9 protein-coding genes and 1 tRNA gene are annotated in these 13,128 nt (G+C 68.2%); all 10 read left to right on the top strand.

Features of this window, described 5'->3' with window-relative positions:
* Window positions 1-32: 32 nt before the first annotated feature.
* The 10 genes from BKH32_RS08390 to feoB (BKH32_RS08345) all read left to right on the top strand — a co-directional run bounded on the left by BKH32_RS08390 (window position 33) and on the right by feoB (BKH32_RS08345) (window position 13,064).
* Window positions 33-106, top strand: a tRNA-Pro gene (locus BKH32_RS08390).
* A gap of 375 nt (window positions 107-481) precedes the next feature.
* On the top strand, window positions 482-1,123 hold the full coding sequence (locus tag BKH32_RS08385; RefSeq protein ID WP_075249513.1) for an NYN domain-containing protein: 642 nt from the start codon (window positions 482-484) through the stop codon (window positions 1,121-1,123).
* A 1,286-nt stretch (window positions 1,124-2,409) separates the two neighbouring features.
* Window positions 2,410-4,020 (top strand): bifunctional phosphatase PAP2/diacylglycerol kinase family protein, encoded by a 1,611-nt coding sequence (locus BKH32_RS08380; protein ID WP_075249512.1) that lies wholly within the window; start codon window positions 2,410-2,412, stop codon window positions 4,018-4,020.
* 195 nt (window positions 4,021-4,215) lie between these two features.
* Window positions 4,216-5,526 carry a Mur ligase family protein gene (locus tag BKH32_RS08375; RefSeq protein WP_075249511.1) on the top strand — a complete coding sequence of 437 codons (1,311 nt, stop codon included), beginning with the start codon at window positions 4,216-4,218 and terminating at the stop codon, window positions 5,524-5,526.
* Window positions 5,523-6,278, top strand: coding sequence for a type 1 glutamine amidotransferase (locus tag BKH32_RS08370; RefSeq protein ID WP_075249510.1), 756 nt, complete (start codon window positions 5,523-5,525; stop codon window positions 6,276-6,278). Before BKH32_RS08375 ends, BKH32_RS08370 begins: the two co-directional genes overlap by 4 nt.
* 925 nt (window positions 6,279-7,203) lie before the next feature.
* Window positions 7,204-7,599 carry a FeoA family protein gene (locus tag BKH32_RS08365; RefSeq protein WP_075249509.1) on the top strand — a complete coding sequence of 132 codons (396 nt, stop codon included), beginning with the start codon at window positions 7,204-7,206 and terminating at the stop codon, window positions 7,597-7,599.
* Window positions 7,596-9,722, top strand: coding sequence for a ferrous iron transporter B (feoB, locus tag BKH32_RS08360; RefSeq protein ID WP_075249508.1), 2,127 nt, complete (start codon window positions 7,596-7,598; stop codon window positions 9,720-9,722). Before BKH32_RS08365 ends, feoB (BKH32_RS08360) begins: the two co-directional genes overlap by 4 nt.
* A gap of 83 nt (window positions 9,723-9,805) precedes the next feature.
* The gene (locus BKH32_RS08355; protein ID WP_075249507.1) at window positions 9,806-10,342 is read left to right on the top strand and encodes a NifU family protein; all 537 of its coding nucleotides are present in this window, start codon (window positions 9,806-9,808) and stop codon (window positions 10,340-10,342) included.
* Between the two features lie 242 nt (window positions 10,343-10,584).
* Entirely contained in the window at window positions 10,585-10,968 is a 384-nt protein-coding gene (locus BKH32_RS08350) for a FeoA family protein (RefSeq protein WP_075249506.1), read from the top strand.
* The gene (feoB, locus tag BKH32_RS08345; protein ID WP_075249505.1) at window positions 10,965-13,064 is read left to right on the top strand and encodes a ferrous iron transporter B; all 2,100 of its coding nucleotides are present in this window, start codon (window positions 10,965-10,967) and stop codon (window positions 13,062-13,064) included. The genes BKH32_RS08350 and feoB (BKH32_RS08345) overlap by 4 nt, the downstream gene beginning before the upstream one ends.
* The last annotated feature ends 64 nt before the right edge of the window (window positions 13,065-13,128 follow it).

The raw sequence follows: 13,128 nt of genomic DNA, 5'->3' as shown, positions 1-13,128 counted from the left end.
TGGGTGGAGGCTATGCTGTCGCCTGCTGCACACGGGGTGTGGCGCAGTTTGGTAGCGCGCTTCGTTCGGGACGAAGAGGTCGTGGGTTCAAATCCCGCCACCCCGACGACGAGGACGTCCGCGAGCTTGCTCGTGAGACGTCCGAGGAGGAGGGGGTAAGAGGCCGCCAGGCCGAATACCCTGACCAAGGAGGAAACCCATGAGCTGGCTCATGAGGTCTCCGACGCGTAGGGGTCGAAAGGCCGAAGGCCTGAGCACCCCGACGATGAGAGGACCCATGAGCTTGCTCGTGAGACGTCCGGCGGGGAACGTCACCGTCCCTCCCCATAACTCATGGGCTTGGGCACACACGGAACCCACAAGCATCAAGACATCCTATTTTCGTCGAGGTCTTGCCAGTTCGCTGGCTACCCGCTTACACTAGTCGCATAGTTGCTCGCCGTCCTCCGGGACTGGCGAGCCTTTTCTTCTAGGAGCAAGCGTGACCGCCACTGTTGCCGTCATCATCGACTATCAAAATATTCACCTCACCGCCCATGACTGTTTTGCGCCGCCTGGTACTCCCAAACATGAGACTCTCATTCACCCTCTTCTTTTCGCCGAGCAAGTGATGGAACGACGTCGAGCCGCCCTTGCACCTCAGTGGATGGCAAGAGTTCCGGACCTTCCCCCAATCGGAGAACTCGCTCACGTCGCAGTTTACCGAGGCGCCCCCGCAAACCGCCACGACAGTATTGCGTACAGCCGATCCCAAGCACAGAGATCCCAATGGACAAGAGACCGTCGCGTCAAGGTCATCTACCGAACACTGCGCTATCAGTGGGACAGCACCGTCGGCGATTGGAATAAGCAGGAGAAGGGAGTGGACGTGCTCACTGCTCTTGACGCGTACCGCAAGGCAGTGCAAGGAACGTATGACGTGGTTATTCTCGCCAGCCATGACACCGACCTCATCCCGGTTCTGGAAACGTATGATACCGATCGCAACGAGAGCAGCGGGAGGCTCGAGACTACTGGCTGGCAAGGGTGCAAACGACTAAAAGCTCGAGGGGTAACCACCTGGGACACTCGCCTCGATGCCAAGGCTTTCGTCCGGTCTCGTGATCGCCGGAATTACACATAACCCGACCCCACGTCGTGGGTGTTCGGTCGCGGGGGTTCTCGCTTCGCAGTCACGCCCACGCCCGCACTGCACGAACGAATGTCGGGAGCCACTGCACGAGCGTCGGGCGTACTCCATGGGGGTCGGGGCTTCGTGCAGTACGCATAACCCACGGCCAGCGCCTCTCGACCCTCGTGCAGTGGGAGCCCGGGGCGAGACTGCCGGCCGAACGTCCCACCCTGAGGTGGGGACACCACCGGGAAGGAGGCCACGCATGCCGGATCCCAGCACCGAGCTCGAGGAGCTGCGTCGCAGGGTCGAGGAGCAGTCCCGACGAATCGATGAACTCCAGGACGCCCTCCACACACTGTCGATCGCGGTCCAGTACCGGTAGGAGGATCCCTACCTGACCCTCCTGGTGGAGCACGGCATCGCCGGCCGACGGCGGGTCGCGCTGAGCTGCTGGAGGACTTTCCTGCGCTGGCCGAGGCCTACCTGCCCGAACCGATCGACGGCGACAAGGCCGTCCGCATCGTCGGCGAGGTCCTAGGAAGTGAGCGCCTCGGCGCGCAGGCGCTCGAGGCCCACCACTCCCGCGGCCTGGGGCGTAAGGGCCACCAGGCACTCACCGGCCGACCAGACCGCCCACCGTCACAACACGTAGCCCCGTTGCGCCTGATGGTCGAACCGTTCGACGCCTGCACTCGCGCATCCGCGATACATCCGAGCCACGTCGACGGTCCCGCCGTGCAGGGGCCGCACGGCGACGGACCGGAGGGGCCGGATCATCCATTCCGAGCGCTCACACGACGTGACGCGGGTCCTGCCTGCTCACGAAGGCAGGCAGGACCCGACACAACGTCACGCCGAGGCGTGCAGCTCAATCACAGACCGCTACTTCTTCTGCCTCTTAGCCTTGATCGTAAAGGGCTTCTTGTTGGAGTCGATTCCCGTGAGAGTCAAGGAGGCTTATTCACAGCATCCGTTGAAGGTACTGTGACCTGCGCAGATGCTGGCGTCGGCTAGCCTTGTGAATGAGCCTCAATGCACCCATTTCCCACCTCCCCCGCAGGCGATGAAGGCCGACGGCGCCATTCACGCGCACTCGCACGTCACCGAATTCGTCAGACAACACGCGAAGCTGACGGAAACAGTTTCGCTCCGCTCACATCGCGCCACCTCTGCTCGCCGAAATCAAGATTCCGCGACCGCCCCACACACCCCGCACGGCCGGGACACATACCGCCCACAGGCGCACCGGCTAGGCTGACTCCCGACAACTCACCCAGGGGAAAGGACGAGCGAGCGTGAACCAGCCTCCACGCGACTCCGCCGCCTCCCCCCGGACCCCACGACGCCTGAAGTACGTCGAGGCCGTCCTGTGCTTCGGCTTCGCCCTGGCCTTCCTCGTGTGGACCTACCTGAGCGCCCCGGGGCCGCTCGTCCCCTGCGCCAAACGGCACTCCCCCGCCATCGATGTCCTCCTGCCGACCCCCGACGCCCAGCTTCGGTCGGCCGCCGGGCAGCTCGCCGAGGCCTTCGCGACCTTCACCCACCCCATCCTCGTCCTCGGGCTCATCGTGGCCGGGGTCGCCTACGCCTACACGGCCCGCATGCGCCACCTGAGCGTCTCGCTGACCATCGCCGCCGCAGGCATCCCCACCCAGTACCTCATCGCCCTCTACCTGGCCCACCCCGACCCGGGCTCCACCTTCTCCGACTCCATCGCCGCCTTCGAGTACTCCTACCCCAACGCGCACATCACGGCGATGACCCTGGCCTCCTGGGTCCTGGTGACCCTCGCGCGCGCCCACCACCGCAGCGCCATGGTCGCAGCCGGCACCCTCCTGGGCTACACGGCCGTCACCGTGACCGCCGTCGGCCAGTGGTACATGGGCCTGGCCGCGCTCAGCGACCTCATCGGCGGCTTCCTCCTGGGCGCCGCCTTCGCGAACCTCGCCCTGTGGGTCGGCGGCATCGACGCGATCCTCACCAGCTGGGTCAACCGCCGCCTGTCGCGCGCCAGCAGCGAGAAGCGCGCCGCCGTCATCTACAACCCCACCAAGTTCGACGACCTCTCGCTCCTGCGCCGTCGCGTCACCGCCGAGGTGCGCGCCGCCGGCTGGCTGCCCACCGTCTGGCTGGAGACCACCCCCGACGACCCGGGCCGCTCCATGGCCCGCCGCGCCCTGGAGGCCGGCGTCGACCTGGTCATGGTGGCCGGCGGTGACGGCACCGTGCGCGCCGTCTCCTCCCAGCTGGCCGGCACCGAGATGCCCATGGCCCTCATACCCGCCGGCACCGGCAACCTCCTGGCCCGCAACCTCTCCATCCCCTTGGACACCGACGCCGCCATCCGCCTGGCCCTGCACGGCCGCCTCAAGCCCATCGACATGGTCACCTGCACCTTCGACGACGGCCAGGAGCGCTTCGTCGTCATGGCCGGCATGGGCCTGGACGCCCGGATCATGGAGTCCACCGACTCAGGCCTGAAGAAGGTCATCCGCTCGGGCGCCTACGCGGTGGCCGCCGTCCAGAACGCGGTCCCCGACCCCTTCACCGCCACCATCACGCTCGACGACGCGCCCCCGGTGCGCCGCCAGATGGTCATGGCGCTCATGGGCAACGTCGGCACCATCACCGCCGGCATGACGCTCTTCCCGCGGGCCACCCCCTCCGACGGCCTGGTCGACCTGCTCCTGGCCAGCCCCGGCAAGGTCGTGGACTGGGCCCGCCTGGGGGCGCAGATCCTCACCGGCCAGGAGATGGAGGGATTCACCCTCACCCGCGCCCGGAAGGTCCTCATCGAAGCCGACCGTCCCGTCCCCTTCGAGCTCGACGGCGACACGGCCGGCTCCACCCGCACCCTGCGCGCCGAGGTCGAGGACGGCGCCCTGCACGTCGTCGTCCCCCGGTGAGCCGCCGCCCCCGCGAGCGCCTCCGTCCCTCGCGGCCCGCACCGGCCACGTGAGCATCGTGACGCATCCGTGACCGGCCCCGCTGCCCTAGACTGACGCCCAGCTGTCGCCCATATGGGCACCAACAGCCGCCCACATGGGCACCCGCGCCCCGATCGCATCGTCGGTGCCCCCTCTTCAGCCAGCAGGAGTTCCATGCGTTCTCGTCTTACGGTCGCCCTCGGCCGCACAGCGCGCCTGGCCGCCCGCGTGCGCGGCGGCGGCAGCGGCGGCACCGCCTTCCCCGGCCTGGTCATGGAGCGCACCGACCCCGGTTTCCTGGAGCGCACCCTCGGCCGCCTGCCCCACGGCGTCATCGTGGTCTCGGGCACCAACGGCAAGACCACGACCACCAAGATGGTCGTCCAGCTCCTGCGCGAGCAGGGCCTGAAGGTCTTCACCAACCGGACCGGCTCGAACTTCGTGCGCGGCGTGCTCGCCTCCTTGCTCACCGAGGTCGACGCCGCCGGCAACCTGGACGCCGACATCGCCGTCCTCGAGCTCGACGAGGCCCACGCCGTGCACTTCGTGGCCCGGGTCCGCCCGCGCGCTTGCCTCCTGCTCAACGTCATGCGCGACCAGCTCGACCGCTTCGGCGAGATCGACTACACCGCCTCCCTGCTGCACTCCATCGCCAAGGCCACCAGCGACGTCGTCGTCCTCAACGGCGACGACCCGCGCCTGGCCGCCCCCGCCTTCCTGGAGGGCGTCAGCGCCCGCGTCGTCTCCTTCGGCGCCGGGGAGGATCTGCGCTCCCTGTTCCTGTCCGACGACGACCTGCGCACCGGCATGGTCAGCCCCCGTCAAACCGGCCAGGCCCCCAGTCCGCGCGTCACCCTGGAGGCCATCGACGGCCAGCGCGCCACCGTGCGCGTGGACGGGGCCTCCCACGAGGTCGACTTCGCCATCCCGGGCGTCCACAACCTGCTCAACGCCTGCGCCGCCCTCGGGGTGGTCCTGGAGGTACTGGGCGAGGACGCCGACCTGCCCGGCCTGCTGACCACCCTGGGCACCGTGCAGGCCGCCTTCGGTCGCGGCGAGGTGCTGACCCTGGACGGCCGCCCCGTCCAGCTCTCCTTGGTCAAGAACCCGGCCGGCTTCCGCATGGGGCTGCTCTCGGCGGCCTCCCAGGCGCAGGCCGGCGAGGTCGTGGTCGTGGCCATCAACGACGAGTACGCCGACGGCCGGGACATGTCCTGGCTGTGGGACGTGGACTTCTCGGCCCTGCGCGCCGGCGGGGTCGCCGTCGTCACCGGGGTGCGGGCCTGGGACATGGCCCTGCGGCTGCGCTACGACGAGGTCGAGGTCACCGACGTCGAACCCGACCTGCGCAAAGCCGTGGCCCTCATGCGCCGAGCCGCCACTGACGCCGACCGCCCCATGCGGATCTTCACCACCTACACCGCGATGCTGGCCCTGCGCTCAATCCTGGGCGAGATGACAGACGTTGAGGAGGTCATGTCATGACCGCGCGCTACGAGCACACCACTGACGGCCCCGCCCGCGGACACCTGCGCCTGCTCCAGCTCTACCCGCGGGACATGAACATCTACGGCGACTGGGGCAATACGCTCGTGCTGGCGCGGCGCGCCCAGTGGCAGGGCTACGACGTCGAGCTCCTCTCCTACGACCCGGGCGACGAGCTGCCCGACGACGTCGACATCCTCGTGGGCGGCGGCGGCCAGGACTCCGGCCAGGACCGCATCAAGGAGGACCTGGTCGAGGTCGGCCCCACCCTCAAGGCCTGGGCGGCCGACGGCGTCCCGATGCTGGCGATCTGCGGCCTCTACCAGCTCTTCGGGCACGGCTTCACCACGGCCAAGGGCCAGGAGATCCCCGGCATCAGCCTCATGGACGCCCACACGGTGGCCGGCGAGACCCGTCTCATCGGCAACATCACCCTGGACACCGAGGACTTCGGCGCGGTGGTCGGCTACGAGAATCACTCCGGCCTGACCACCCTGGGGCCGGGCGCGCGTCCCTTCGGCACCGTGCGCATGGGCGATGGCAACAACGGCAAGGACTCCACCGAGGGCGGGCGCGTCCACCACGTCATCGGCACCTACCTGCACGGCTCCCTGCTGCCCAAGAACCCGACCGTGGCCGACTGGCTGCTGGCCCGCGCCGCCGAGCACGCCGGCACCGCCTGGGAGCCCGAGCCGCTCGACGACGCCTGGGCCGAGCGCGCCCGCGCCGTGGCCATGTCCCGGCCCCGCTGAGCTTCTCGACGCCGAGGTGTGACGACGGACCTGTCAGGGGGCAGCAGGTCCTCTCCTCTCCAGCGCCGTCGTCACACCTCTGTTATTTTCACAAGAGGTTTCGGGCCTAATATGAGAGAAGCATGGGGAGGTTCACGTCACCCTCATCGAGTTTCGAGAATTTTCCAAGGTTAACCCCATGGAAGCGGAAGGAAGCTGACATCCATCCCACCCCTCCAGCACACAGAAGCCTCATATAGATATACCCACCAGCCAGCCACCCCCTGTTGGACACTGATTAATTCAAGCCGCAACCCCAATGCGACACCAGCACATCAGATATTGCAGAATGTCCGACATGACAGCACAGAATTCTACCGGCTTCGATTGACCCGCCCGCTCCGCCAACAAGATCTGGCTCGGCGTCTGCGGAGGCCTCACTGACAAATGGACGTCAACGCCCGGCCGGTCCGCACCCCCCTCATCGTGCCGCCCGGCTTCGTCTACTACTTGGGCACCCAGAGCATGCCCACCCCCTCCGCCGGCTATCCCCCTCCTCACCTCACCAGACACCTCAAGCCCCCTCACGACTCTCGAGGACACGGAACACAGGGGAACAGTTCTCGACTTCAGTCAGGAATATCCCCACACAACCACCCCGGCGTCTTATCAACCAGCCACTTCCTGCTTCCGCAAGAATAACGCCCCGCAGAAGCAGGAAGTGGTCGCACCACATTTTATACGGTCCAATTCCGCGATCGGGTCCCACCTGGAGCGACCACAACCCCCGCTCCCAGGATTCTATAAGAAATCATCTCCGTCCCACCGCACCTCCGGCCAGAAGGCTCACACTGAAGCAGAACACTCTCCGGCCTGCCGTGAGACAGAGAAGCGTTGCCTTAGACTCCTATCGACGAAGCCCTCTTCATGTCGACCCGAGGACACCATGGATTTCGCTGTTCCACGACACCGTGCTCCCGACGGCACCACGTACCTTCCCGAGCCGGGTGCCGCCACCTTCGCACTGTCGGATCTGAGCCCCGGCACCAGCGGACGCATCACCGGCCTGCTCGACGACGGCGTCGGCGGCGTCCTCGTCAAGCGCCTGCGCAACCTGGGCTTCGTCCCCGGTCGGATCGCCACGCCGCTGCGCCGAGCCCCCATGGGGGACCCGGTGGTCTACCGCGTCTCCGACTACGAGCTGTGCCTGCGCCGCCAGGAGGCCCGACTCATCCAGGTCACCACCGTGGAGGCCGAGAACCGCATCATTCTCCAACCCAGGCCGGCCGGACGGCACGCGGCCGACGACCCCGCAGCACCGAACACGGGAGAGACTCTGTGAGCACCCACAACACCACGCGGCACGCCACCGGGCAGTCGCAGCACTGCGAGCAGCCCTATGACGGCGCCGACTGCCACTGCGGATCGAGCTCCAAGACCCTGGTGGCCGGTGCCCCGCGTATCGCCCTGGCCGGGGCCCCCAACGCAGGCAAGACCTCCATCTACAACGCCCTGACCGGCCTGCACGCCAAGACCGGCAACTACCCCGGCGTCACCGTCCAGCGGTCGATGGGGACCTGCAAGGTCGGTGGCAAGACCCTGACCATCGAGGACCTGCCGGGCGCCTACTCCCTGGACCCGATCAGCCCCGACGAGCAGATCGTCCACGACGTCCTCACCGGGAGCTCGACCACGGTCAGCGCCCCGGACGCCCTGGTCATCGTCGTCGACGCCACGACGCTGCAGCGCGGCATGAACTTCATCGCCGAGGCCCTGTCCCTGGGGCTGCCGACCTGCCTGGTGGTCACCATGACCGACGAGCTCAGCCGCCGCACCGGTCGACTCAACGTCGCAGCCCTCGGGCAGGCCCTGGGGATCCCCGCCGTGCGAGTCATCGGGCACCGCGGCGTCGGCATGCCCGACCTGCGCGCCCAGCTCGCCCAGGTCGAGAACTGGCAGCGCACCCCGCTGCCGCCGCCCACCGACCCAGACGAGATCACCTCCTGGGCCGACTCGGTGCTGGCCGCCGCCGACTACCAGGCCCCCGAGAGCGACCAGATCACCTCCGCGGTCGACAGGGTCCTGCTGCGCCCCGTCCCCGGAACCATCGTGTTCTTCACGATCATGTTCCTCTTCTTCCAGGCGATCTTCACCTGGGCGGCCCCCTTCCAGGACGCCGTCGAGGGCGGCTTCGGGTACCTGGGCGGACTCGTGCACGGCTGGCTCGACGCCTCCCACCCGCTCATCGCCGGGCTCCTAGGGGATGGTCTCATCGGGGGCGTGGGCTCGGTGCTCACCTTCATCCCCCAGATCATCATCATGTTCCTCATCATCGCCGTCCTGGAGGGCGTGGGGTACATGTCGCGCGCCGCCTTCCTCATGGACAAGGTCATGAGTATCGCCGGGCTGGAGGGGCGGGCCTTCGTGGCGCTGCTGTCCTCGCTGGCCTGCGCGATCCCCGGGATCATGGCCACCCGTACCCTGCCCTCCACGAAGGACCGGGTGGCCACCATGCTGGCCGCCCCGCTGATGACCTGCTCGGCCCGCCTGCCCGTCTACGTCATCATGATCTCCTTGACGGTCGACGGCAAAGCCAAGGTCGGTCCCTTCGGGACGCGCGGCGTGATCATGTTCGCCCTCTACCTGCTGGGCGCGGTCTCCGCGATGGCGGCCGCCTGGGTGGTCAAGCAGCTCACCGACCGCGGCAGCATCCTGCTGCCCTTCTACATGGAGATGCCGCCCTACCGCATGCCCCGCCTGCGCACCATCCTCATCATGGTGTGGGACGCCTGCAAGGGCTTCCTGAAGAAGGCCGGCACGATCATCACCCTGACCACCATCATCCTGTGGGTGCTGCTCAACGTCCCCATGCGCTCGGACGCCCAGTTCGAGGCCTTCTGCGCCTCCAACAAGGAGTGCGCCGCCATCTCCGCGGCCGTGGAGGACCCGGAGTCCTCCACCGTCAAGGGCGATGACGGACAGGTCATCACCGACGCCGAGGAGCTCGGCAAGCTGCTGGAGGCCCAGAAGACCTCCTACACGATGGACAACTCCTGGGCGGCCAAGGGGGGCAAGGCGGTCCAACCGGTCTTCGAGCCGCTGGGCTTCGACTGGCGCATCAACGTCGCCACCCTGTCCTCGCTGGCGGCTCGCGAGACCTTCGTGGCCACCCTCGGACAGATCGCCGCCGCCGAGGACCCCGAGGACCCCGGTGCGCACCTGGCCACGATGACCTACCAGCAGGACACCCTGACGAACAAGGCCGGGGAGCAGCTGTTCAACCCGGCCACCGTCATCGCGATCCTGGTGTTCTTCGTCTACGCCCTGCAGTGCATGGCCACGGCCGGTGCGATGCGCCGCGAGACCGGCACCTGGAGGTGGCCGATCATCGCCTTCACCTACATGTTCGTCATGGCCTGGGTCATGGCGGCGCTCAGCCGCGCACTCGTGGCCGCCTTCATGTAGGCGGAGCAGAACGAAGCAGTGACCAGGACGGCGCCCCCGCCGACGTTGGGGGCGCCCCGGACATTAGGAGAGGTGAGGCGCCCGTGCCCGTCGTTCCCACGCACCCGACGACCACGCCGGACCCCGACGTGCTGCGGTGGGTCATTCCCGACGGCCTGCTGCCCTTCACCGGGGAGGTCGCCCAGGCCCCGGCGCTTCTCCAGAAGCTCATGGACGACGGCACCCTGCGCTCGGTGAGGGTCGACGGCGGCGGGGTGCTCACCCTCCTGGGAACCGGCCACGACTGGCACACGGAGGGGGCCCGGGTGCGATCCGCGCTGGTGGACGCCCTGGGCGCCCCGAAGTCGTGGAAGGGCGCCGCCACCGCCCACGCCTCCGGCCCCGACGACGCCCTGGAGGCCGCCGCCCGGCAGATCGCCGACGGCTCCCTGGGGACCTTCGTCAACAGCCACGGGGGCGCGCTCGTGGTGCACTCGGTGCGCGACGGCGTCGTCGAGATCGCCATGGGGGGTGCCTGCGACCACTGCCCGGCCGCGGAGATCACGATGCACGCGCGCTTCGAGCACCTGCTGCGGCGCCGCTGCCCCTGGCTGGTCGAGGTCCGCCGGGTCGACGAGTAATTCTTCTCCGAGCCGGGCATTTTTCGCGTAGCCCCACAGAATTTCTGTGGGGCTACGCGAAAAATGCCCGGCTCGGCGTGTTGCGGACGTGGACCCCGTTCCCTGACCTGTCCCCTGACCTGTGTCGATGACTCGAAAAACCTGACGATAGCAAAGCCTTACCTTAGACTGACATAGTCGATGCACTCCCCCGCGTCGAGACCGATAACAGACTCAAGGATCCGAGGAGCTCCGAGGGCAACATGGCGACTGCAGTCCCACACCACGGCACGACACCACCGGCGGGCACCGGTGGCACCCCGACTTCCGCGCACACGTCCCTGTCCGATCTGCGCCTGGGGACCAGCGGCCGGGTCATTGGCCTGCGGGAGGACACGGCCGACGACCCCATCGCCAAGCGACTGAGCAACCTGGGCTTCGTGCCCGGTCGGACCGTGACGCCGTTGCGCCGCGCCCCGCTGGGCGACCCGGTGGTCTACCGCATCACCGACTACGAGCTGTGCCTGCGCCGCCACGAGGCCCGCATGGTCCAGGTCGAGGTCCTCACCAAGGCCGAGGCCGACGTCGTCGAGCCCCTCACCGAGCAGCAGGCCGCCACCCCCGCACGTCAGGAGCAACTCCCATGAGCGACCACTGCGCATCCTCCGAGGTCGCCGGCGCCCCCGACTGCCACTGCGGGTCCTCCAGCTCCAAGACCCTGGTGGCCGACGCCCCGCGCGTCGCCCTGGCCGGGGCCCCCAACGCCGGCAAGACCTCCATCTACAACGCCCTGACCGGCCTGCACGCCAAGACCGGCAACTACCCCGGCGTCACCGTGGCCCGTTCGCTGGGGACCTGCCGGATCGGCGAGACCAGCCTGACCATCGAGGACCTGCCGGGCGCCTACTCCCTGGACCCGATCAGCCCCGACGAGCAGATCGTCCACGACGTCCTCACCAACGCCTCGCAGAGCGTCTCCGTGCCCGACGCGCTCGTGGTCGTCATCGACGCCACGACGCTACGACGAGGACTGAACTTCGTCGCCGAGGCCCTGTCCCTGGAGCTGCCGACCTGCCTGGTGGTCACCATGACCGATGAGCTCACGCGGCGCGCCGGGCGTCTGGACGTGGCGGCTCTCGGGCAGGCCCTGGGGATCCCCGCCGTGCGAGTCATCGGCAACCGCGGTATCGGCATCCCAGAGCTGCGCGAGCGCCTCACCGAGCTCTCAGAGTGGCAGCGCCCGCCACTGCCCGCGCCGACGACGCCCACCGAGGTGGCCTCCTGGGCCGACTCCATCCTGGACGCCGCCGACTACCAGGCGCCTCAGCAGGACCGCATCACGACCGCCGTCGACCGGGTCCTGCTCAACCCCATCCTGGGGTCCCTGGTGTTCTTCGCCATCATGTACATCTTCTTCCAGGCGATCTTCACCTGGGCCGAGCCTTTCAAGGGCGCCATCGAGGACGGCTTCGGGTACCTGGGCGGACTCGTGCACGGCTGGCTCGACGAGTCCCACCCGCTCATCGCCGGACTCCTGGGGGATGGTCTCATCGGGGGTGTGGGCTCGGTGCTCACCTTCGTCCCCCAGATCATCATCATGTTCCTCATCATCGCCTTCCTCGAGGGCGTGGGGTACATGTCGCGCGCCGCCTTCCTCATGGACCGGATCATGAGCCGGGCCGGGCTGGAGGGGCGGGCCTTCGTGGCTCTGCTGTCCTCGCTGGCCTGCGCGATCCCCGGGATCATGGCCACCCGCACCCTGCCCAGCGCCAAGGACCGGGTGGCCACCATGCTGGCCGCCCCGCTGATGACCTGCTCGGCCCGCCTGCCCGTCTACGTCCTACTCACCTCCATCATGGTGCCCGCCGACGCGAAGATCGGGCCGCTGGGCGCACGCGGCACCGTCATGTTCGCCCTCTACCTGCTGGGCGCGGTCTCCGCGATGGCGGCCGCCTGGGTGGTCAAGCGCCTCACCGACCGCGGCGGGGTGCTGCTGCCCTTCTACATGGAGATGCCGCCCTACCGGCTGCCGCGGCCGCGCACGGTCCTCATCATGGTGTGGGACGCCTGCATGGGCTTCGTGAAGAAGGCCGGCACGATCATCACCCTGACCACCGTCATCCTGTGGGTGCTGCTCAACGTCCCCATGCGCTCCGAGGAGCAGTTCAACGCCCACTGCTCCGCCAGCGCCGAGTGTGCGGCCGTGTCCGCGGCAGTGGAGGACCCGGAGTCCTCCACCGTCAAGGGCGATGACGGGCAGGTCATCACCGACGCCGAGGAGCTCGGCAAGCTGCTGGAGGCCCAGAAGACCTCCTACACGATGGACAACTCCTGGGCGGCCAAGGGGGGCAAGGCGGTCCAGCCGGTCTTCGAGCCGCTGGGCTTCGAGTGGCGCATCAACGTGGCGATCTTGTCCTCGCTGGCGGCGCGCGAGACCTTCGTGGCCACCCTCGGACAGATCGCCGCCGCCGAGGACCCCGAGGACCCCGGTGCGCACCTGGCCACGATGACCTACCAGAAGGACACCCTGACCAACAAGGCCGGGGAGCAGCTGTTCAACCCGGCCACGATCGCGGCGATCCTGGTGTTCTTCGTCTACGCCCTGCAGTGCATGGCCACGGCCGGTGCGATGCGCCGCGAGACCGGCACCTGGAAGTGGCCGATCATCGCCTACACCTACATGTTCGTCACGGCATGGGTCATGGCGGCCCTCACGAGGGTCATCGTCGCCATGCTCATGTAGGCGGGCCGGGGTGCGCCCGCCCGGGGTGCGCCCGCCGCCCCCGGCACACACCACCTACCTCCCA

Source organism: Actinomyces oris (assembly GCF_001929375.1).
Lineage (GTDB): Bacteria > Actinomycetota > Actinomycetes > Actinomycetales > Actinomycetaceae > Actinomyces > Actinomyces oris_B.
Note: the sequence above shows the minus strand (reverse complement) of the source record. Positions and strands in the feature narration are given on the sequence as shown.